This window comes from Streptomyces sp. NPDC050439 (assembly GCF_040655335.1).
In the GTDB taxonomy this organism is placed as follows: domain Bacteria; phylum Actinomycetota; class Actinomycetes; order Streptomycetales; family Streptomycetaceae; genus Streptomyces.
In genome coordinates this window covers 124,099-145,763 of sequence record NZ_JBFAJT010000006.1, presented here as the reverse complement: position 1 = coordinate 145,763, position 21,665 = coordinate 124,099, and the positions used below count along the sequence as shown (strand labels likewise).

Genomic DNA, 21,665 nt, shown 5'->3' with positions numbered 1-21,665 from the left:
CCGTATCCCGGAGGGCCGCTCAGCGTTCCCGGAAGAAGCGCGTGAGCACCCCCGCGGTCTCTTCCGCGAGCACTCCCTCGATCACCTCGGGCCGGTGGTTGAGCCTTCTGTCGCGTACGACGTCCCACACGGAACCCGCGGCGCCCGCCTTCTCGTCACGCGCTCCGTAGACGACCCGGTCGACCCGGGACTGGACGAGCGCGCCCGCGCACATCGTGCAGGGCTCCAGGGTCACCACCAGCGTGCAGCCGGTGAGCCGCCATTCCCCGAGCGCGGCAGCGGCCCGGCGCACGGCGAGGACCTCCGCGTGCGCCGTCGGGTCGCCGGTCGCCTCGCGTTCGTTGTGGCCCGACGCGAGCACCGTCGTGCCGTCCGGGGACAGCACGACGGCGCCGACGGGCACGTCGCCGCCCTGCGCGGCCAGTTCGGCCTCTGCCAGGGCGAGCCGCATGGCGGCCCGCCAGCGGTCGCGCACGGGATCGGCTTCTCGCCCGGTTTCGGTCACACCTGAACCTAACGGACGGCCTCGAGCACCTCCGCCGCCCCGAGGATCTCGGCGATGTCGCTGAGCGCGTCACCGGGCTCCAGACCGAGCAGGTCCTTCTCGGGCACGCCGAGGTCGGCCATCAGCTCGGAGTCGCCGAGGGGCCCCGCGGGCACCGCGTCGCCCGAGGCGTCCCCCGGTTCGTCGTCAGCGGCGGAATCGGGGGCGGCGTCGGAGCCGGCGGGTTCGCCGTCCTCCGTGCCGTCCAGGTCGAGGGCGTCCAGATCGACGCCCGGATCGTCGTTGCCCGGCTCGCGGCCGAGCATCTCGTCGGTGAGCAGGATCTCGCCGTACGAACTCCGGGCGGCCGCGGCCGCGTCCGAGACGTAGATACGAGGGTCCTCCTCACCGTCCACACGGACGACGCCGAACCAGGCGCCCTCCTGTTCGATGAAGACGAGGACGGTGTCGTCCTCGGCGCTTCCGGCCGTGGCCTCACGGGCCAGGTCGGCGAGATCCGACAGGGTCTCCACATCGTCGAGCTCCGTGTCGCTCGCTTCCCACCCGTCTTCGGTGCGCGCGAGCAGTGCGGCGAAGTACACCGTGACTCTCCCACTGGTCATAGACAGTGCCGGTTGACGGTTTGGGTGTCCCCCCGGCGAGTTCGGGGAGCGGGGGAGTTGCTGTTCCATGCCCCGCCCACTCGGAATCGTGGCAGAAACCACGGCCTGAGGAGAGGTCTTCCGCCCGCTGTGTCCGCGTCGCGTCTCCCGGACAGCTCCCCGACGCCTGCGTGAGAGGTGGCCGCTACCAGCGGAACGTGCGCATACGCATCTGCTGACGCATCCGTGCCGCCCGGGCGCGGCGCGGCTTCACCCGGTCGCGGAGCTCAAGGGCCTCGGCCCTTTCGCGCAGGAACTGGGCACGACGGCGGCCGCGCTCGGCTTCGGTCTCGCGGTCCGGCTCTCGGCCGCCGGGCTCTCTGTCCGGCATGGGCAACACCACCCCAGGTCGTACGTCCACTTTCCCCCGTACGGCGGGTTTGATGCCAGCGCGGGCCGGCGCGGGGCGGCGCCGGAGGTGCCCGTGACGAGGGGAGACCAGGTGGTCCCGGGCGCGGTTACCGTTGAAGGCATGCGTATCCACGTCGTCGACCACCCGCTGGTGGCGCACAAACTCACCACGCTGCGCGACAAGCGCACCGACTCCCCTACCTTCCGGCGCCTCGCCGACGAGCTGGTCACCCTGCTCGCGTACGAGGCCACCCGGGACGTGCGCACCGAGCAGGTCGACATCGAGACCCCGGTCACCCCGACGACCGGCGTCAAGCTGTCGCACCCGCGCCCCCTGGTGGTGCCGATCCTGCGCGCCGGGCTCGGCATGCTGGACGGCATGGTGCGGCTCCTGCCGACCGCCGAGGTGGGCTTCCTCGGGATGATCCGCGACGAGGAGACCCTGCAGGCGTCGACGTACGCGACGCGCATGCCGGAGGACCTCTCCGGGCGTCAGGTGTACGTCCTGGACCCGATGCTGGCCACCGGCGGCACGCTCGTCGCGGCCATCCAGGAACTGATCAAGCGCGGCGCCGACGATGTCACCGCCGTGGTGCTCCTCGCCGCGCCCGAGGGCGTCGAGATCATGGAGCGTGAGCTCGCGGGCACGCCGGTGACGGTCGTGACGGCGTCGGTGGACGAGCGGCTGAACGAGAACGGCTACATCGTGCCGGGCCTCGGCGACGCCGGGGACCGGATGTACGGGACCGCGGAGTAGCGCTCAGCAGTCCTTCTTGCCGTCGGACGTCGAGGGCGCCGGCTTGGGCTCGGCGAGCACCGCCAGAGCCTTGTCGGCGTCCTCTTTCTTTGCCAGATCCTTGAACTTCGTGCCCAGGATGAGGTCGACCTCGCCGCTCTTGCGGGCGTCGGCCTTGCTCTCGGTGCCCGCGAGCTGCGTGCCGAGCACCGGCAGCGCGGTGTCCGTGGCGGTCTTGGCGCCGAGCAGCATCCCGGTGCCCTTGACCTTCTTGTCGTACTCCTTCGGCGCGTTGTCCACCTTGCCGATGGTGAAGCCGCGCTTCTTGAGTTCGGCCGCCACGTCCTTGGCGAGGCCGGAGCGGGGCGTGGCGTTGTAGACGTTGACCTTGACCTGGCCCGGCTTGGGCAGCGCCTTGGGGGCTGCCTGCGAGGCCGAGGGGGCGGGCTTGGCCGCGCAGCCGCTGCGCGAGCTCGCCGCGGTGGCCTTGTCGCCGCCCGTGAAGACGTCGATGAGCTGCAGTGTTCCCCAGCCGATCAGGCCGACCGCCACGACGGACGCGACCACCGCGAGCACGAGCCTGCGGCGGCCGCGGGGCCGGCGCATTCGCGGGTACTTGGCCCCCGTGATGCGGTACTTGCCGCCCATGCCGGGGGGAGTGAGCATGCTCATGGGCGCAGCGTAGTGCGACGACGCCGTGATGCCTACTAAATGATCATTGGCTCGGGCGCAGTCCAACCCGAAAGGGCCAATGAGGGTGTGGGCGCGGGCACGGGTGTGAACGTGAGGTGGGCACGCGTGTGACACGCGTGCCCGTTGTCACGGCTGTGTGTGTGCCGCCGTCAGCCCAGTTCGAGTACGCGGGCGTGCAGCACCTGGCGCTGCTGGAGCGCCGCGCGGACCGCGCGGTGCAGTCCGTCTTCCAGGTACAGGTCGCCCTGCCACTTCACCACGTGCGCGAACAGGTCGCCGTAGAACGTCGAGTCCTCCGCGAGGAGTGTCTCTAGGTCCAGCTGGCCCTTGGTCGTCACGAGCTGATCGAGGCGGACCGGGCGCGGCGCGACGTCCGCCCACTGCCGGGTGCTTTCCCGGCCGTGGTCGGGGTACGGCCGGCCGTTTCCGATGCGCTTGAAGATCACACGGAAAGCCTACCGGGCGAGGCTCTCCGGGCGCAGCCATGGAGACGCAGTGCGACTCTGGGAAATGACGTCTGATATCGGGGCAAACCGGGAACGCGCAAGCCGGGAACAGGGGCAGAAGTGAGCGAGAGCCATCCGATCCCGTCCATCACGGGGACCTCAAACCCCTCTAACGTGTCTTCGCCGGTCACAGGGGTGACGACCGGAGGGGAAGGTTCCGGTGGGGGTGCGGGTGCCGGGCACGGGGGTGCCGCGCTGCCGCAGGAAGCGATGGAGATCGTCTCCGGGTATGCCTTCGCCGGGCCCGCGCTGGACCTCGGCGCGCTCCTGTGGGACGGACAGTGCCTCCCCGACGCCCAGATCCGGATTCCGCTGGCCATGCTCAACCGGCACGGGCTCGTCGCAGGCGCGACCGGCACCGGAAAGACGAAAACCCTCCAGCTCATCGCCGAACAGCTGGCCGCGCAGGGCGTGCCGGTGTTCCTCGCCGACATCAAGGGGGACGTCTCCGGGATCTCGGCCCCCGGGGAGAGCGGCGAGAAGGTCGCCGGGCGGGCGCGGGAGGTCGGGCAGACGTGGGAGGCGACGGGCTTCCCGAGCGAGTTCTACGCGCTGGGCGGGATCGGCACCGGGATTCCGGTACGGGCCACGATCACGAGCTTCGGTCCCGTGCTGCTCTCGAAGGTGCTCCAGCTGAACCAGACGCAGGAGCAGTCGCTCGGCCTGATCTTCTACTACGCCGATCAGAAAGGGCTTGAACTGGTCGACCTGAAGGACCTGCGGGCCGTGGTGACGTTCCTGACGTCGGACGAGGGCAAGTCCGAGCTGAAGGGGATCGGCGGGCTCTCCACGGTCACCGCGGGCGTCATCCTGCGGGCGCTGACCGCCTTCGAGGCGCAGGGCATGGGGGACTTCTTCGGGGAGCCGGAGTTCGACACGAGCGAGTTCCTGCGGGCGGTGCCGGACGGGCGGGGCCTGGTGTCGGTCCTCGAACTGCCGGCCGTGCAGGACAAGCCGCAGCTGTTCTCGACGTTCCTGATGTGGCTCCTCGCGGACCTCTACAACGACCTGCCCGAGGTGGGCGACGTGGAGAAGCCGAAGCTCGTCTTCTTCTTCGACGAGGCGCACCTGCTCTTCAACGGGGCGTCGAAGGCGTTCCTGGAGGCGATCACGCAGACCGTGCGGCTGATCCGCTCGAAAGGGGTCGGCGTCTTCTTCGTGACGCAGACGCCGAAGGACGTGCCGTCCGATGTCCTCGCCCAGCTGGGCAACCGCGTCCAGCACGCGCTGCGGGCCTTCACCCCGGACGACCAGAAGGCGCTGAGGGCGACGGTCCGCACGTTCCCGGACTCGGCGTACGACCTGGAGGAGACGCTGACCACGCTCGGCACGGGCGAGGCGGTGATCACCGTACTGAGCGAGAAGGGCGCGCCCACGCCGGTGGCCGTGACACGGCTGCGGGCCCCGGAGTCGCTGATGGGGCCGGTGGAAGCCGGTGCGCTCGACGCGGCGGTGAAGGGTTCGCCGCTGTACGGGCGGTACGCGGAGGCGGTCGACCGGGAGTCGGCGTACGAGAAGCTGACCGCGCGTCAGGCGGAGGCGGAGGAGGCGGCCGCGGAGGTCGCGGCGGCCGCGGAGGCGGCGAAGGCGGGGAAGGCGGGGAAGGCGGGGGCGGAGGGCGGCAAGGCGTCGCAGGCTCCCGGGTCCGTGGTGGACCAGGTGGTGGGGAGCGGGATCTTCAAGTCGCTCGCGCGGTCGTTGGGGACGCAGATCGGGCGGGAGATCTCGCGGTCGGTGTTCGGGACGGCGCGGCGCAGACGCTGATCCTGGCGGGGGCGCCTGGCGTCGGCGTCTGCGCCTGGTGGGCCTAGGCCCCTTGTGATGGATCTCTGTGGCGTCGCGACGCCCGGCACGCACTCTCGCCGCACGGCGCAAAGGGACAGGTGGCTCCGCCACATGACCCTTCACACCGCGCGCCGAGCGCACGCACCGAACGCCGCTCCTTCTTCCACAGAGATCCACCAGAAGGGACCTAGAGGTCGCGCGTGGTCTGCACGCCCCGCTCCTGCTCCTTCTCCCTTTCCTGCTGCTGATCGGCCTCTTCCGGCTGCGCCGGGGCAGGTGCGTTGCGCACGGCTTCGGCGCGGAGGAGGGCGTGCAGGGCCGCGTACGGGTCGATGGGCATGGGTGTCTGTCCTCGCTGCTGTGGTGGACGTGGTCGCGGGGGGAGCGGACCTGTCAGCAGCGGAGGACGACGGAGCGTGGCGCGGGTACGTGTCTGCGACACCGGGCGGGGAGAGGGAGGCTCCGGCGCGGGGTCCGGCGCCGGGCGGCCGGAACGCTGACGGCGACGGCCCGCCTGCCGGACACCCGGACGGAACTGTCGACGGTGTCTTGATGGGCCTCCCCGGCGGGCTCGCCGGAGACGACCGCGGGCGGGGCGGAGACGGCTTCGGAGGGGGTCGCGGGGGCGAGGACGGTGCCGAGCAGGGCCAACAGAATGAGAGCAGCACGCAGCCACGCGGGGCGGGGGGACGCGGCGCGGCTCATGAGGGTCATCTCCCACGGCCAACCCCCATTGCTGTACCCCGACACGCAGATCCGCCCTCTTGGGCTACGAGGGCGGGGGTGTGCGGGGCACTCGGGCGGGTGGGTGGGAGAGGCCCGTTCGGTGGGGAGAGGTGCGGGGCAACTGGACCGGGGGTTACTGGTCCGGGGGTTACTGGCCGGAGGCCTTCGCCGCTTTGAGCTGCTGCTTGTGGGCGCGGACCCGCTGAAGGGATTCGGGGCCCGTGATGTCCGCGACGGAGCGGTACGCCTCCGGCTCCCCGTAAGCCCCCGCAGCCTCCCGCCACCCCTCGGGGCGTACGCCCAGCTGCTTGCCGAGCAGGGCCAGGAAGATCTGGGACTTCTGCTTGCCGAAGCCGGGGAGGTCGTTCAGCCGCTGCAGGAGATCCTTGCCGGACGCGGCGCCCTCCCACAGGGCGGCGGGGTCACCCCCGTAATGCTCCACGAGGTACGCGCACAGCTGCTGGATCCGTTTCGCCATCGACCCCGGATAACGGTGCACCGCGGGCTTCGTGGAGAGCAGGGCGGCGAACTCATCGGGGTCGTACGCGGCGATCTCGTGCGCGTCGAGATCGTCCGCGTTCAACCGCCGCGCGATCGTGTGCGGGCCCGCGAACGCCCACTCCATCGGAACCTGCTGGTCCAGCAGCATCCCGACGAGCGCGGCCAGCGGACTGCGGCCGAGGAGCTCATCGGCTTCCGGCTCCTGGGCCAGGTGCAGGGTGACGTCCATGGAGTGATCATCCCGCGCCACGAGGGGCTCCGCACGGGGAGGCCCGGCAGCAGGACCTCAGCCGGTGCCGGGAACGCTGAGGCTGCGCGGCGAACGTGCCCGCAGCCTCAGCGCGAGGAGCGGGAAGACGAGCACCGACACCATCGCGGCCCCGACGAGCGCCGCGGCCTCCCCCGCCGTCAGCGCCTTGTCGTCGAGGCCGATGGTGGTGATCGCGACGACGAGCGGCAGGGCCGTCGAGGAGTAGAGCGTGAGCGCGCGCCGGTCGTGCGCGGCCAGGTCACGAGGGGCCAGGAAGTACACCGGCAGGCCGCGCACGACGAGGAAGAGGAGGAGGAAGGCGGGCAGCAGGACGAGCGCGCGGCCGCCGCTCAGCAGGGCGTCCAGGTCGAAGTCGATGCCGGTGACGATGAAGAAGACCGGCACCAGGAAGCCGAAGCCCATCGCCTCGATCTTCCCGAGGATCACCTCGCTGCTCCCGGGCACCGCGCCCTGCAGCACGAGCCGGGTGAGCAGGCCCGCCGCGAACGCGCCCAGGAGCGTGTCGAGGCCGAAGGCGTACGAGAGGCCGAGCATCGCGGCGAGCAGCAGCATGACGAAGCGCACCGCGAACTGGCCGCTGCTGTGCAGGGTCTTGGCGATGACCTGGGAGAACCAGGGAGGCCTCGGCCGCAGCGCCCAGCAGACCGCGGCGGCCGTGACGGCGGCGAAGGCGACGAGCACCACGGTCGAGACGCCGGGGGAGCGTCCGCTCAGGAGCAGCGACATCGCGATGATCGGGCCGAACTCGCCGACCGCGCCGAAGGCCATCATCACCGTCCCGAAGCGGCCCCGCAGGTCCCCGGAGTCGCGCAGGATCGGGAGCACCGTGGCGAGCGCGGTGCTGGTCAGCGCCGTGCCGATGACGAAGCTCTTGGTGACGGCGCCTCCGGTCAGCGCGAACGCGACGCCGAGGCCGAGCGCCAGCGAGATCACCCACGCCCACACCGAACGGCGCAGGGTGTCGCCGCGGACGGCGCCGAACTGGATCTCGTAACCCGCGAGGAAGATCAGCATCGAGAGGCCGAGGTCCGAGAGCATGTCGATGGCCGCGTCCTGGTGGGCCCACGCCAGCACGTCGGGGCCGATGAGGATGCCGAGCAGGATCTCGAAGATGACCAGGGGGACGGGGAGCCAGCGGCTGAAGCCGTGGGTGAGGAGGGGTGCGAGCACGGCGATGGCCATGATCAGGATGAGGGTCCCCGGCTGCGACATAGGTTGTATTTAACCTAAAGAAGGGCAAATGTCTGGCCTTAGGGCAGCTGAGCCGCCGTGGCCCGGAGCGCGTCCAGGAGGCCGCCGACCGCCGGACGGTCCGGCGCCGGACCCCGCACCGCCGCGTGGATCGACCGGAGCGGCACCGGATTGCGGACCTCGCGGACGACGACACCGGGGTGGGGCGTGTCCAGGCCCAGTTCCGGTACGAGGCTGACGCCGAGCCCCGCGGCGACGAAGCCCTGCGCCGTGGCGTAGTCCCCGCTCTCCACCACGAAGTCCGGGCTGAAACCGGCCGACCCGCACGCGTCGAGGATGGGGTCGAGGCAGGGCCCCGGCGACTCGCTCGCCACCCACGGCTCGTCGGCCAGGTCCGTCATCTCCAGGAGCTGCTTCGCGGCCAGGGGGTGACCCGCGGGCAGCACCGCCTGGTACCGGTCGTCCAGAAGATGCTCGAACCGGACACCCTCCACGCCCAGTTGGCCCCGCGGCCTGACCACGAGGGCGAGGTCGGCCTGCCGGTCCCGGACGGCGGGCAGCGGATCGTCGGGGTCCGACAGCTTCAACTCGACCTGCACACCCGGCTGCGCGCGCCGGAGCGCGGCCAGGGCCGGGGCGACCAGCTTGGCGCCCGCCGTCGTGAAGTACCGCATGGCGACCCGGCCCGTCCGCCCCGCCCGCAGCTCGGCCAGCGCCGTCTCCGCCTCGGCGAGCTGGTTGCCGATCGCGACCGCGTACTCGGTGAGCAGCCGCCCGGCGTCCGTCGCCCGCACCCCGCGGCCGGTGCGCTCCAGGAGGGCGATGCCCGCCTCCTTCTCCAGGGCCGCCATCTGCTGGCTGACCGCGGAGGGCGTGTACCCGAGGTTGCGTGCCGCCGCGGTCACGGAGCCACTGGTGACCACTGCCCGCAGGACCTGCATGCGCCGCGTATCAAGCATGCAGGTCACCTTAATCCCGCCCGGCAACCCTTTCGCACAACTAACAGGGTGAGCGGGCAGCCACTGGATAAGGTCGGCAACCAGGGAGCGACAACTGCCAATGAGCGACAACTGACCCTGTCACGACGCAAGGAGCGGACCATGTCCTACCCGGAGCCCCGCTATCTCGGCGAAGAGGGCGAGATCAACGCCGTGTTCAGGCCGGCCGACCAGGAGCCCGAGCTGGTACGCCCCGGCGGCAACCGCACGCACTACCTGGCCACGCACGCCTCGACCGGCGGTGAATTCGGCCTTTACAAGGTGGACTTGGGCCCGAAGTCCCCCGGTCCGAAGACCCACTTCCACAAGGCGATCTCGGAGTCCTTCTTCGTCCTGTCCGGCCAGGTCCAGCTCTACAACGGCGAGCGCTGGATCACCGGCGGTCCCGGCGACTTCCTGTACGTCCCGGTCGGCGGCCTGCACGCCTTCAAGAACGACGGCGACGACCCCGCCTCCATGCTCCTGCTGTTCGCGCCGGGCGCCCCGCGCGAGGAGTACTTCGAGCAGGTGGCGGAGATGGCCCAGAAGGGCGGCAAGGAGTTCGGCGAGTTCCTCGTCAAGCACGACAGCTACTTCGTCGAGGGCTGAGGACCCCGGTGAAGATCTGCCTGCTCGGCCCGCTCGAAGTCACCGCCGGCGACGCGGAGCCCCTCGCCCTGGGCGGCGTACGGCTGCGCATGCTGCTCGCGCGGCTCGCCCTGGAAGGCGGGCGCCCGGTCTCCGTCGACGCGCTGGTCGACGGCCTGTGGGGCGAGCAGCCGCCCGCGGACGCGGGCAACGCCCTCCAGGCGCTCGTGTCCCGGCTGCGCAAGGCGCTGCGCGGCGCCGGGACGGTGGAAGCGGTCGCGGGCGGCTACCGCGTCACGGTGGACGCCGACGACGTGGACGCGCACCGCTTCGAGGCGCTGGCCGCGCAGGGCAGGCGTGAACTGGCCGCGGAACGCCCGGCGGAGGCCGCGTCGACACTCGCCGACGCCCTCGCCCTGTGGCGGGGCCCGGCCCTCACGGACATCCTCGACGCCCCCTTCGCCCGCCCCGCGGCCGCCCGTCTCGACGACCTGCGGACCGCCGCAGCCGAGGACCGCTTCGACGCGGAACTGCGCATCGGGCGGTACGCCGACGTTCTCGCCGACCTCGAATCGGCGGGCGCGGAACGCCCGTTGAGCGAGCGCACGGCCGCCCTGCGGATGCGCGCGCTGTCCGCCGCGGGCCGTAACGCCGACGCGCTCGGCGTGTACGAGGAGATGCGGGGACGGCTCGACGACGAACTCGGCGTGGACCCGTCCGCCGAACTGAAAGCCGTCCATCTCGCGCTCCTGCGCGGGGAGTTGAAGCTGCCGCCCGCACGCACCGGAGCCGCCCCCGCACCGGACCGCCTCCCCGCCCGCCTCACCAGCTTCGTCGGCCGTGACGCCGAACTCGACGAGGTCGCCGCGCTCCTCGCCGCCTCCCGTCTCGTCACGCTCGTCGGGCCAGGCGGCGCGGGCAAGACCAGGCTGGCGCTCGAAGCCGTCACCCGGCACCGGGCCCACCGGCTCGGCCGGGTGTGGTTCGTGCCGCTGGCCGGTGTGGGCACCCCGGACCAGCTGGCGGACGCCGTGCACGCCGCGCTCAGCACGGGATCGGTGACGTCCGGCGGCGGAGGCCCGGCCGGTGGCGGCGCGGGGGTCGACCGCGTGACCGAGGTGCTCGACGTCGGCGAGACCGTCCTCGTCCTGGACAACTGCGAGCACCTGGTGGAGGCGTCGGCGGACCTGGCGCACGAACTCCTGGAGCGCCTCCCGCACCTGAGCATCCTCGCCACCAGCAGGGAACCCCTCGCCATCACCGGCGAGGCGCTGTGCCACCTCGGGCCGCTCGGGGTGCCCACGGGGACCCCGGAGCTCGCGGAGGCGGCGGACTCGGCGGCGGTACGCCTCTTCACCGACCGGGCGTCCGGGGTACGGCCCGGCTTCGCGCTCGACGCGTCCACCGTGGACCCGGTGGTGGAGATCTGCCGGCGTCTCGACGGCCTCCCGCTCGCCCTCGAACTGGCCGCGGCCAAGCTGCGTTCGATGAGCGTCGGCCAGATCGCGCGCCGCCTCGACGACCGGTTCCGGCTGCTCACCTCGGGGAGCAGGACCGCGCTGCCGCGCCAGCGCACGCTGCACGCGCTCGTCGAGTGGAGCTGGGACCTGCTCGACGAGCCCGAGCGTCTCCTCGCCCGCAGGCTGTCGGTGTTCCCCGGCGGGGCGACCGTCGCGGCCCTGGAGGCGGTCTGCTCGGACGAGACGCTGCCGGCCGACGACGTGCTGTACGTCCTCGGCTCCCTGGTGGAGAAATCCCTCGTGGAGACCTCCGATGACGCCGACGGCGAGCAGCGCTACCGGATGTCGGAGACGGTGCGCGCCTTCGCGGCGGGCCGCCTGGCCGAGGCGGAGGCGGAGGCCGCACCCTTGCCCGAGGGCGGCGCCGGCGCCCGTACCGCGGACCGCTTCGCCACCTACTTCCTCGCCCTCGCGGAGCACCACGAACCCGCTCTGCGCACCGGCGACCAGCTCCGCTCGCTCGCGCTGTTCGACGCCGAGCACGACAACCTGGTCGCCGCCCTGCGCGGCGCCTTCGAGGCCCGGGACGCGGCCCTGGCGTCCCGGTTCGTGCGCGCGCTGTTCTGGTACTGGGGGATCAGGGGGATGAGCACCCAGTTCGAGACGTTCCTCGCCGAGGTGCTCACCTTCGACGAGGCCCTGCCCGGCCGGGCGCGGGCCGCCTTCCGCGTGGTGCGCCTGATGGCGGGCACGCCCGGAGCCGCGGACTCCGACGACATCCCCGTACGGACCCTGATCGAGGACTGCGAGCGGGCCGACGCCGGAGAGTTCCACCCGGCGCTGCTGCTGTGGATACCGATGCTCGCGTTCCTCACCGGCAACTCCGACCTGGGCGAGAGCGGCCTGCGGCGCGCGGCGGAGCGGCCGGAGCCCTGGGTGCGGGCGACCGCGCACTGGGCGCGGGACTTCGTGCTCACCGGGCGGGGCGAGCAGCCCGCGGGAGCCGAGGCGCGCCGCGCGGCCCTGGAGGGCTTCGAGGCGGTGGGCGACCGGTGGGGCCTCGGCCTGGCGCTGCTCGCCGTCGGCGGTGACCACTCCCTGCGCGGGGAGCACGGCGAGGCGATCGCCGCGTACGCCGGAGCGGTGGCCGTCAGCGGTGAACTGGGCGCCGAGGACGACCTGTTCAACAGCCTGGCCCGGCTCGCGGCGGAGCGGCTGCGCAGCGGTGACCGGGAGGGCGCCCTGCGGGACATCCACGCGGCACAGCGGCAGGCCAAGGAGCGGGGCTACCGGCGGATGGAGGCCGAGATGCTGTTCAGCCTGGCCGATCTGCACCGCAGGTCGGGCGAGTGGGAGCAGGCCGACCTGATCCTCGACCGCCTGGACAGCGTCGCCGACCGGCTCACGCTCCCCGACGACATGGCCCGCGACCTGATCGCGGGCGCCCGCATGGCGAACCGGCTCGCGCAGGGCGACACCGTACGGGCGCGCGAGCTCCTGCCGAGAGCGGTGAGCGGCGCCTTCGCCCGGGGCGAGGTCGCGGACATCGCGCGGGCCGCCGAACTCCTGGCCCGGCTGCTCCTGTCGGAGGGTGACGCGGCGGGGGCGGCCACCGCGCTGGGCATGAGCCAGGTCGTCCGGGGTGTGTTCGACGAGGGGGATCCGCAGCTGCGGGAGCTGGTGGGCGAGGTGACGGGGCGGCTCGGCGCCGCCGGGTACGAGGAGGCGTACGGCCTGGGTGCGGGGCTCCCGAGGGCGGACGCACTGAACCGACTGACCGGGGAGGCCGGTCAGCCGGTGACGTCGTACTGGTGAGGTGTACTCCGGGGGCGTGCTGGTGACGGCGGCGGTGACGGCGGCTCAGGCGGCGCGCTTGCGGTAGGCCCGCATCGCGAGGGGTGCGAAGACCGCGATCACGCCGACCATCCAGGCCAGGCCGCCGAGGAGCGGTGTCGCGACCTCGCCGCCGTTGAGCAGGCCGCGCATGGTGTCCGACATCAGGCTGACCGGGTTCACGTCCGACCAGACCTGCAGCCAGCCCGGCATGGTGGTGTCCGGCACGAAGACGTTGCTGGCGAAGGTGAGCGGCAGGACCAGGACGGTCATCAGGCCCTGCACCGAGCCGGGCGTCTTGACCAGCATGCCGACATACACCGACATCCACGAGAAGCTGACGGCGAAGCCGATGAGCACCGCGAGCGCGGCCAGTGCCGCCACCGGGTCGGTGTCGGGCCGATAGCCCATGACCAGGGCGAGGGCGACCAGCGTGACGAGGCAGACCACGTACCGGACGACGTCGGCGAGCACCGCGCCGATCAGCGGCGCAGAGCGGGCGATCGGCATGCTGCGGAAGCGGTCGAAGATGCCGGTGCCGGAGTCGGCGTTGAGGGAGACGCCGATGCCGATGCTGGCCTGGAAGACGGTCATCACCATGATGCCGGGCGTGATCATCTGCAGGTAGGCGTCGGTGTCGCCGCCCGCGATGGCGCCACCGAAGAGGTAGACGAACATCAGCAGGAAGACGATCGGCGTGAGGACGACGTCGACGAGCCGTGCGGGCGACTTGACGAACTTGGTGATGCCGCGCCCGGCGAGCGCGAGGCTGTGGCGGGCGGCCTTGGCCGGGGTGATGCGGAGCGCGGGGGCGGCCGACCGAGGGGCGTGCGGGAGGGTGACGGTGCTCATGGCGGGTCCTTTTCGGCGTGAGGTCGTGGTCTGCGTGCGGTGGTCGGGGCGTCGGGTCGCGGCGTGGTGACCGCTCACCCGACGGCGGCCTTCTTCGCCGCCCCGCCCGTGAGCGCCAGGAACACCTCGTCCAGGCTGGGCAGGCGCAGCCCCAGCTCGTCGGCCGTGATGCCGGCCCCGTCGAGGCGTCGTACGAGGGCGGAGACGAGCATCGGGTCGTCGACCGGCACGGTGAGCAGACCGTTGTCGGTGTCCCGCTGGGGCGCGGTGCCGGTCAGCTCGGCGAGGATGCCGCTCACGACGTCCAGGTCACCGGCGACGGTCGGCCGCACCTGCAGCGTCTGACCGCCGACCCGCCGCTTGAGCTCGTCGGGACGCCCCTCCGCGACGACCCGGCCACGGTCGAACACGGTGATGGAATCGGCCAGTTGATCGGCCTCCTCCAGATACTGCGTGGTGAGCAGCACGGTGGCGCCGTCGGCGACGAGCCGCCGCACGACCGACCAGACCTCCTTGCGGGCATGCGGGTCCAGACCGGTGGTCGGCTCGTCCAGGTACAGCACCTCGGGCCGTCCGACGAGGCTCGCCGCGAGGTCGAGCCGACGCCGCATCCCTCCGGAGAAGGTGCTGATCGGCCGCTGGGCGGCCTCCGTCAGCTCGAACTGCTCAAGGAGCTCGGCGGCCCGCGCCTTGGCGTCCCGCCGCGACAGATCGAGCAGCCGCCCGAGGAGCACGAGGTTCTCGGCGCCGGACAGCTCCTCGTCCACGGAGGCGCACTGACCGGTGAGCCCGATCAGGCCGCGGACCCGCACCTGGTCCCTGACCACGTCGTGGCCCCCGACGGTGGCGTGCCCCGCGTCGGGCCGCAGCAGCGTCGACAGGATGCGCACGGTGGTGGTCTTCCCGGCACCGTTCGGACCGAGCACCCCGATCACCTGCCCGGCCGGGACCTCCAGGTCGACGCCGTCCAGCGCGACGAAGTCCCCGTACTTCTTGACCAGACCCTCGGCCTTGATGGCGTACGACATCGTGGTTCTCCTCCGCGGCCCTGTCCGGGCCTCTCGTCCTGTGCTGCGTCCTGTCCTTCTCGACGAGCAAGACGATGCCGGGGGCCGCTGACAGCGGGCGGACGGCAAGCTGACAGAAGCTGTCAGCGCCTGTCGGTGCCTGTCAGTTGGAGCGGCGGCGCCCATGAACAGCGGTCACGGATTCGCGGTCACGGCCGATGAATTGCGGTCATGGCCGAACGGCGGGACGCTGGAGAAGTCAGCTCTGGGGCTGGTGGAAGATGTCGGCTCCGCGGCTGACGGGGGGCGCCAGGACGCCGGCGCACGCACCGCTCACCGACGGCCCGACAGGGGGAGGCCGGTCGCGAGGCCGGTGGCGAGAAGCGGTGTGCGCCTCGGCAAGGAGTCCGTCATGGACGGCAGCACCCTCGAAGACATGAGAGCCGCGCTGCGCGGCCCGGTCATCGGTCCGACGGACCCTGAATACGACCGGGCCCGCACGATCTACAACGCGATGATCGACCGCCGCCCGGCCGCCCTGGTGCGGTGTGCGGACGCGGCGGACGTCATGGCCGCCGTCGACTTCGTCCGCGACCGGGGCCTGGAACTCGCCGTCCGCGGCGGCGGCCACAGCGGCGCCGGGCTCTGTGAGGTGGACGACGCGGTCACCATCGACCTCTCGCCGATGCGCTGGGCGCGCGTCGACCCCGTGGCGAGGACGGCCCGGGTCGGCGGCGGCAGCCAGCTGGGCGACCTGGACCACGCCGCCCACGCCTTCGGCCTCGCCACCCCCGCCGGGATCATGTCGACGACGGGCGTCGGCGGCCTCACCCTCGGCGGCGGGCACGGCCACCTCACCCGCAAGTACGGCCTGACGATCGACAACCTCGTCGCCGCGGACGTGGTGCTCGCCGACGGCAGCTTCGTCACCGCCAGCGAGTCCCAGCACCCGGACCTGTTCTGGGCGCTGCGCGGCGGAGGCGGCAACTTCGGCGTCGTCACCTCGTTCCGCTTCCGGCTGCACCCGGTGGGCGACGTGGTCGCCGGGGCCACCGTGTGGCCGGTCGACCTGACCGGTGACGTACTGCGCTGGTACCGCGACTTCCTGCCGCAGGCACCCGACGACCTGAACGGCTTCTTCGCCGCGCTCACCGTTCCGCCGGGCCCGCCGTTCCCGGAGGAGATCCACGGCCAGAAGATGTGCGGTGTCGTGTGGTGCTGGACCGGCGACCCGGACGACGCCGGGGACGCCCTGGCCGCCGTACGCGAACCGGGCCCGCCCGCCTTCCACTTCACCGCGCCGATGCCCTACCCGGCGCTGCAGACCATGTTCGACGAGCTGATCCCCGCCGGCCTCCAGTGGTACTGGCGCGGCGACTTCTTCGACCGGATCACCGACGACGCGATCGACGTGCACAAAAAGTACGCCGAGAACCTCCCCACCGACCTGTCGACGATGCACCTCTACCCCGTCGACGGCGCCGCCGCCCGCGTCGACCAGGAGGACACCGCGTGGGGCTACCGCGACGCGGTCTGGTCCGGGGTCATCGGCGGCATCGACCCGGACCCGGCCAACGCCGGGGCGATCAGGCAGTGGTGCGTCGACTACTGGGAGGAGCTGCACCCGCACTCCATGGGCGGCGCGTACGTGAACTTCATCGGCGAGGACGAGAGCCACAGCCGCGTGCGGGCCACCTACCGGGACCACTACGCCCGCCTCACCCGCATCAAGAACGCGTACGACCCGGCCAATCTCTTCCACGCCAACCAGAACATCGCCCCGGCACCGTGACCCCGCGTCGCGAAGCGACGACCGACCGACCCATCACTCACCTCATCACTCGACAAGGAGCAGTAGTCATGCCGATCTTCATGCACGCTGCCGTCCCGGGAATCACCACGGACCAGTACGACACCCTCAACGCGAAGCTCCAGGAGACACCCGAGATCTTCGACGGCTGTATCGCCCACGTGTGCGTGGCGGGCCAGGACGGCATCGACATCTACGACGTCTGGGAGTCCGAGGAGCACATGAACGCGTTCGGCGACAAGATGATGCCGGTGGCGGCCGGCCTCGGCTGGCCGGTCAGCGGAGGCAAGTCCGAGGTGTCCACGATCTACAACCACTGGATCCCCGGAGCCTGAGCGAGGCCACCGTGGAGCGGACTTCGATGGAGCCGGCACCCCTGGGCGATGTCAGCACACCGGGACGCGTCGCCGCGGCCGGTGAGGGCATCAGCGAGGAAGAACTGGCGCTCGCGGCACGCAATCACGGGCTGCCGCTTGAGGCGTTGCGCCACGACCTCACACCGCCGGGCCTGCACTACGTACTGGTCCACTACGACATCCCGTACGTCCCCGAGGCGGACGCGAACGAATGGCGGCTCTCCGTAGGCGGGCGGGTCAGTGACCCCCTCAGCCTCGGCCTCGCGGAACTGCGGCGACTGCCGTCCGTCACGCACCGGGTCACGATGGAGTGCGCGGGCAACGGCCGCGCCGGACTGATGCCGCGCCCGGTGAGCCAGCCCTGGCTGGTGGAGGCGGTGGGCACGGCGGACTGGACGGGCGTACCGCTGCGGACCGTGCTGTCCGGGGCAGGGGTCGACGCCGACGCGGTCGAGGCGGTGTTCACGGGCGCGGACCACGGCGTCGAGCGCGGCGTGGAGCAGGACTACCGGCGCAGCCTGCCGCTCCCGGTGGACGCGGACGTGCTGCTCGCGTACGAGATGAACGGGGCCCCGATCCCGCCCCAGCACGGCCACCCGCTGCGTCTCGTGGTTCCCGGCTGGTACGGCATGGGGAACGTCAAATGGCTTCGCTCCATCGAGCTGGTCGACACCCCCTTCACCGGCTTCCAACAGGCGGTGGCGTACCGCTACCGGCAGTCTCCGGAGGACCCCGGTGAGCCCGTCACGCGGATCGCCCCGCGCGCCCTGCTGATCCCGCCGGGCTTCCCGGACTTCATGTCACGGGTACGTGTGGTGCAGAGCGGCCCGGTGCTTCTGCGGGGACGCGCGTGGTCCGGACAGGGCCCCGTCACGCGGGTCGAGCTGAGCACGGACGACGGCCACACCTGGACGGACGCCGAGGTGACCCCGCCCGGCCCGCACCGCTGGGCCTGGCAGCCCTGGCACACCACCTGGACCGCGACCCCCGGCCACCACACCCTGACCGTCCGCGCCTCCGACACCACCGGCCACACCCAGCCCCTCAAACCCCCCTGGAACAGAGGCGGCTTCGGAAACAACGCCACACAACGCGTCCCGGTCCTCTGCCATTGAGGGCCCCCGGAAACGTCGAAGGGCCCCACTGCGAACAGTGGGGCCCATCAACCTCGTGCCCGGTGAGGCACTGGCGGAGGATACGAGATTCGAACTCGTGAGGGGTTGCCCCCAACACGCTTTCCAACTGTGGTGGTGGTCCTTGGGGCTCTGAACGGGGCCGTTCACCTGCGTTCGTGGGCGGCTGACACCTACCGTCAGGACTGCGACACGTCTCGTCTGAACGTCAATGAATGGGGTTGAATGAGACGGAGACTGAGACGGTCCACGGCACGGCATCTCACTCGATGATCTCGGATCGCGCTCGAACGTGGGAGTCAGACTTGCCCTTCTCCAAATCGTGCTGCGCGACTGCGTATCCAGCTGTGGGCGCCTTGTGTGAGACGTCGTGGAGGTCTACCGGGATCGCAGCAAAGATTCCGGAACAGACGTTCGCGGCTGCGTCGTACGCAGGTCGGTAGTGGGTATCGCGTATATCGGTGCCCAAGTGGCTGACGAGGTCGTGTAGCTCCTGCTTGTGGTCATCGCTCACGTAGACGTGACTGCCCTCGTGTCTTGGTCGAGAACCGTACGTTCGTGTCGTCGGCATGGTGAGCATGCGCCTCACAGTGCTCCCAGCGGCGTCAGCCATGCCCTTGCTGTCGTCAATCGGGGCAGGTTCCGAAGGTTACTGCGACGACTGCCTGACATGGTGTCATCCGTCACATAATCTGGGTGGACAGGGCGGCGGAGGGGGCCACTTGCTTCACACTCGCATGACGCGCGCACGGCTCTACGTACTCGTGGACTCGTTCGAATCTGACGTACGGCAAATGATCCTACGGTTCATTCTCGACCACATGAGTGAGAGTGAGGCTTTGGGTGACAGCTACCAACGCGCAGCTGAGCGCCGTTATGCCGATGCGAGTGACGATGAACTCTCCATTGTTGAGTACCTCGACATGCGTGAGGCGTACGACATTCTCAATCGTCATCGGGAAGCGCTCCCCGTGGAGCTAGCCCGAGAGCTTCGGCATGGCACGCCGAGAATGGACACGCTGGTACCTGTCCGTAACCGCGTCATGCATGGTCGGCCACTACAGGCCGGTGATGCCGAAGGGGCGATAAGTGTATGTCGAGAATTCAAAAGTCGCTTCTGGCCAACCATGCGCGACACCTTGGACAGGCTGGGAGCCGAGCCGGAGTGGGAGCCGGCGTTCAACGGCTCAGAGCGACGCTACTCGGACCGAATTCTCCATAACCTTCCCCCTTTCGATTACGATGACACTGGCCTTATTGGTAGGTCTCAGGCATGCAATGCTATCGTGAAGCATCTTCTCCGTCGTCGCGAGCCAATGATTACGATCACTGGGGAAGGCGGGATCGGTAAGACAGCCCTCGCATCTGACGTGGCCTATTCGCTCCTCGATAATCCGGACTCTCCGTACGAGTGCATTCTCTGGACCTCTCTGAAGACTGAGCGGCTAACGGCCAACGGAGTCGTAGAGATCGCAGGCGCGGTGCGTGACATTACTGGTGCCACTCAATCGCTCGGAAGGGTGCTAGCAGATGACTTTAAGGGCGGTGCCGAGGAGCTAGCCGAGGCTCTTCAGGGCATCGAGACGCTACTCGTCATCGATAACCTTGAGACGGTAAGTGGAAGCGAAATCGTAACGCTATATGAAACGCTCCCCGATAACGTCACTTATCTCATGACGAGCAGGATCGGTGTGGGTCAAATTGAGCGCCGAATTCCTCTCCCCCCACTAGAAAAGAAAGATGCGCAGACGCTGTTTAGGTCGTTTGCTAGAGTGCGCGGAGGAAGGGCCGATTTCCTGGCAAGTCTCAGACAGGAAACTGTCGAGCAGATTGTGACTCGGTTGCGATTTAGCCCCTTGGCTATTCGATGGTACGTACTCTCTGTCGAATCCGGGCGAGAGCCTCACCCGACCTTGACTGACCAGGATGAGTTGATCGACTTTTGTGTTCGGTCGGTATTTGATGCTCTCAGTGAAACACCGAAAGCCATCTTGTCTGTTCTCTATGCTCTTGATCGATCTTCGACATTCGACGAACTGGCAATCCTGACAGATTCCCCAATTGACGCCTTGAACCTAGCAGTTAAAGAGTTGAGTGCAGGTTCTCTAGTCAGCCAAAAGCCCGACTCCGACGACGAGTTGATTTCGCGAGTCCAGATAACTGAAGCGGCTCAACACTTTCTGCGTCGAGTCGCACCGCCACCCAAAGCTGACATCAGTGGGACGCTGATGCGAGAACAGGAGTTCAAGCGCTCAGAGGAGCAACGTCGTGCGGACGAGAGTAAGCGTCAACTCGCTCCTAACGTCGTCAGGGTTCGTTCGGCTCACGATGAACCCACAGCACATCTATTGCGGCTGGCCCTGGCGCAATCACGCGCCGGGTCGATCGATCGCGCCCAAAGTTATCTGAGGCGTGCCCGGGCGCTGAACCCCGAGTTTTGGGAGGTAGACCGTGTTGAGGCCTTCATCCTCTCCCAGAATGATCAGATCGACCAGGCCACTTCCCTTTATCGATCGGCTTTGCGTAAGGCTGACGGAGCTGGCAAGGCCATCATCTACTATTACTTCGCTGGACACCTTGCTGGCCGCGGTCATGACGTGGACTCTGCACTTCCTATGGCCAAGTCTGCGCATGAGTATTTCCGAACGGCCGACACGGCGCAGCTTCTGGGCAAGATAAACCTTTGGGCCCGCAACTACGAAGATTCTCAAGAGCACCTTGAATGGGCCCTAGAAAACATGACTGGCCGAGGAAGACTTCGGCTAATCATCCTTACTAGCCTCGTCGACTCTTGGCGTCGGTGGTCCGAGTCGCTACTTGAGGATGACCGGCGGCCCGTAGAAGCGGCGCATAAGGCATCGGCAGGGTTCTCCCAGGGAGTTAAAGAGCTGGACGCTGGGGCGTGGGACCAGCGACTTGCCGAGATGCTTTTGGAGTGTGCGAATGCCTTCCTGCGGGCGATCGGTGAACTCGGGGTCTTTCCTCCAATCTTCGAGAACGATGCGGTCCGTACCCTGAAAGGCGTGAAGCGCCACGCCGTGCTTTTTGAGCGCTGCGTTGCTTGGCGTCACTTCCCTGGACGGGTGGGCAGAGTGTACCGACTAACGGGAGTTAGTGAGGAGGTATCAAGCCTTTGCGAGGACTTGGTGAATGTGGCCAAACCGAAACAAGGTGATGGCTCGGATGCTTCTACCCGCGGGATCGTTAAGGCTTGGCGCGGGACTTACGGGTTCATTTCTCACCCCGATTATCCTAGCGACGTGTTTTTTCCGGGAGCAGCGGTACAGGAAAGACATGGGGTGGAGTGGGACTCCATCAATCCTGTTGGCGTACACGTCATCTTCGAGGTCGATGAGCATGGGAAAGGGGATCGTCCGCGTGCCAACTTCGTTTCTCCCATTTCCGTGGACTAATGATCCATCAGCAACGCCAGGTCGGTGGAGCGGCTTTGGGCTGGAGCTGCTTTGGGGCGAGTGATCATGGCCCCGTAAGCTTCCGGCGAGTCGGGCAGTCTGTGGACCTGCCCGTTAAAGCACGACGTTGGGGCCATGATCTTAGAGGCTCGCCCCAAAGTGGCTGCGTAAAGCCGTGGAGCCGACCGCCCCAGCCACGATGTACCCATTCTCTGAGTGCAGCTGGCCGCCAGCTCTTGTCGCGCGGCCTGGTGGACCGGGCCGGAGCGGGGCGGAGACAGGAGCGGCGGCCCGGGGAGCCGGGCCGCGCGCGGGGAGCGGAGCGAGCCG

The 21,665-nt window shown here is 69.5% G+C and carries 20 protein-coding genes; 8 read left to right on the top strand and 12 right to left on the bottom strand.

What is annotated here, in order from left to right:
* Positions 1–19 precede the first annotated feature (19 nt).
* The 3 genes from tadA to AB0I66_RS25130 form a co-directional block, all read right to left on the bottom strand.
* On the bottom strand, positions 20–451 hold the full coding sequence (gene tadA / locus AB0I66_RS25140; RefSeq protein ID WP_363210663.1) for a tRNA adenosine(34) deaminase TadA: 432 nt from the start codon (positions 449–451) through the stop codon (positions 20–22).
* Between the two features lie 62 nt (positions 452–513).
* A complete protein-coding gene (locus AB0I66_RS25135) occupies positions 514–1,086 on the bottom strand; it encodes a hypothetical protein (RefSeq protein ID WP_363210196.1) in 573 nt (190 codons plus the stop codon).
* A 205-nt stretch (positions 1,087–1,291) separates the two neighbouring features.
* Positions 1,292–1,477, bottom strand: coding sequence for a hypothetical protein (locus AB0I66_RS25130; protein ID WP_363210195.1), 186 nt, complete (start codon positions 1,475–1,477; stop codon positions 1,292–1,294).
* Positions 1,478–1,618: 141 nt separating this feature from the next.
* Between AB0I66_RS25130 and upp the strand changes: the two genes are divergently transcribed.
* Positions 1,619–2,254, top strand: a complete 636-nt coding sequence (gene upp, locus AB0I66_RS25125; RefSeq protein WP_363210194.1) for a uracil phosphoribosyltransferase — start codon at positions 1,619–1,621, stop codon at positions 2,252–2,254.
* A 3-nt stretch (positions 2,255–2,257) separates the two neighbouring features.
* On the opposite strand, the gene AB0I66_RS25120 is transcribed toward upp, so the two are convergent.
* Positions 2,258–2,905 carry a LytR C-terminal domain-containing protein gene (locus AB0I66_RS25120; RefSeq protein WP_363210193.1) on the bottom strand — a complete coding sequence of 216 codons (648 nt, stop codon included), beginning with the start codon at positions 2,903–2,905 and terminating at the stop codon, positions 2,258–2,260.
* A 170-nt stretch (positions 2,906–3,075) separates the two neighbouring features.
* Entirely contained in the window at positions 3,076–3,372 is a 297-nt protein-coding gene (locus tag AB0I66_RS25115; protein WP_003955420.1) for a type II toxin-antitoxin system VapB family antitoxin, read from the bottom strand.
* A 270-nt stretch (positions 3,373–3,642) separates the two neighbouring features.
* Here AB0I66_RS25115 and AB0I66_RS25110 point away from each other — a divergent pair, with 270 nt between their 5' ends.
* Entirely contained in the window at positions 3,643–5,196 is a 1,554-nt protein-coding gene (locus tag AB0I66_RS25110; RefSeq protein WP_363210192.1) for a helicase HerA-like domain-containing protein, read from the top strand.
* 208 nt (positions 5,197–5,404) lie between these two features.
* Here the strand turns inward: AB0I66_RS25110 and AB0I66_RS25105 are convergent, their stop codons facing one another.
* The 5 genes from AB0I66_RS25105 to AB0I66_RS25085 all read right to left on the bottom strand — a co-directional run bounded on the left by AB0I66_RS25105 (position 5,405) and on the right by AB0I66_RS25085 (position 8,865).
* Positions 5,405–5,557 (bottom strand): hypothetical protein, encoded by a 153-nt coding sequence (locus AB0I66_RS25105; protein WP_363210191.1) that lies wholly within the window; start codon positions 5,555–5,557, stop codon positions 5,405–5,407.
* A gap of 53 nt (positions 5,558–5,610) precedes the next feature.
* Positions 5,611–5,922: a hypothetical protein gene (locus AB0I66_RS25100; RefSeq protein ID WP_363210190.1), complete on the bottom strand. Its 312-nt coding sequence runs from the start codon at positions 5,920–5,922 to the stop codon at positions 5,611–5,613.
* A 169-nt stretch (positions 5,923–6,091) separates the two neighbouring features.
* Positions 6,092–6,673 (bottom strand): HhH-GPD-type base excision DNA repair protein, encoded by a 582-nt coding sequence (locus AB0I66_RS25095; RefSeq protein WP_363210189.1) that lies wholly within the window; start codon positions 6,671–6,673, stop codon positions 6,092–6,094.
* 57 nt (positions 6,674–6,730) lie between these two features.
* Complete coding sequence (locus AB0I66_RS25090; protein ID WP_363210188.1) at positions 6,731–7,927, bottom strand: cation:proton antiporter; 1,197 nt, start codon at positions 7,925–7,927, stop codon at positions 6,731–6,733.
* A gap of 38 nt (positions 7,928–7,965) precedes the next feature.
* The gene (locus AB0I66_RS25085) at positions 7,966–8,865 is read right to left on the bottom strand and encodes a LysR family transcriptional regulator (protein ID WP_363210187.1); all 900 of its coding nucleotides are present in this window, start codon (positions 8,863–8,865) and stop codon (positions 7,966–7,968) included.
* A 141-nt stretch (positions 8,866–9,006) separates the two neighbouring features.
* Between AB0I66_RS25085 and AB0I66_RS25080 the strand changes: the two genes are divergently transcribed.
* Positions 9,007–9,492, top strand: coding sequence for a cupin domain-containing protein (locus tag AB0I66_RS25080; protein WP_363210186.1), 486 nt, complete (start codon positions 9,007–9,009; stop codon positions 9,490–9,492).
* A gap of 8 nt (positions 9,493–9,500) precedes the next feature.
* The gene (locus tag AB0I66_RS25075) at positions 9,501–12,746 is read left to right on the top strand and encodes a BTAD domain-containing putative transcriptional regulator (protein WP_363210185.1); all 3,246 of its coding nucleotides are present in this window, start codon (positions 9,501–9,503) and stop codon (positions 12,744–12,746) included.
* Positions 12,747–12,791: 45 nt separating this feature from the next.
* On the opposite strand, the gene AB0I66_RS25070 is transcribed toward AB0I66_RS25075, so the two are convergent.
* Both AB0I66_RS25070 and AB0I66_RS25065 read right to left on the bottom strand, forming a co-directional pair.
* On the bottom strand, positions 12,792–13,616 hold the full coding sequence (locus tag AB0I66_RS25070; protein ID WP_363210184.1) for an ABC transporter permease: 825 nt from the start codon (positions 13,614–13,616) through the stop codon (positions 12,792–12,794).
* 74 nt (positions 13,617–13,690) lie between these two features.
* The gene (locus AB0I66_RS25065) at positions 13,691–14,644 is read right to left on the bottom strand and encodes an ATP-binding cassette domain-containing protein (protein ID WP_363210183.1); all 954 of its coding nucleotides are present in this window, start codon (positions 14,642–14,644) and stop codon (positions 13,691–13,693) included.
* A gap of 391 nt (positions 14,645–15,035) precedes the next feature.
* On the opposite strand from AB0I66_RS25065, the gene AB0I66_RS25060 reads away from it, so the two are divergent.
* From AB0I66_RS25060 to AB0I66_RS25045, 4 genes are all read left to right on the top strand, one after another.
* Positions 15,036–16,415 (top strand): FAD-binding oxidoreductase, encoded by a 1,380-nt coding sequence (locus AB0I66_RS25060; RefSeq protein WP_363210182.1) that lies wholly within the window; start codon positions 15,036–15,038, stop codon positions 16,413–16,415.
* A 68-nt stretch (positions 16,416–16,483) separates the two neighbouring features.
* Positions 16,484–16,768, top strand: a complete 285-nt coding sequence (locus AB0I66_RS25055; protein WP_363210181.1) for a hypothetical protein — start codon at positions 16,484–16,486, stop codon at positions 16,766–16,768.
* A gap of 26 nt (positions 16,769–16,794) precedes the next feature.
* Positions 16,795–17,904, top strand: coding sequence for a sulfite oxidase (locus AB0I66_RS25050; RefSeq protein ID WP_363210180.1), 1,110 nt, complete (start codon positions 16,795–16,797; stop codon positions 17,902–17,904).
* Between the two features lie 839 nt (positions 17,905–18,743).
* Positions 18,744–21,335: an NB-ARC domain-containing protein gene (locus tag AB0I66_RS25045; RefSeq protein WP_363210179.1), complete on the top strand. Its 2,592-nt coding sequence runs from the start codon at positions 18,744–18,746 to the stop codon at positions 21,333–21,335.
* Positions 21,336–21,665 lie beyond the last annotated feature (330 nt).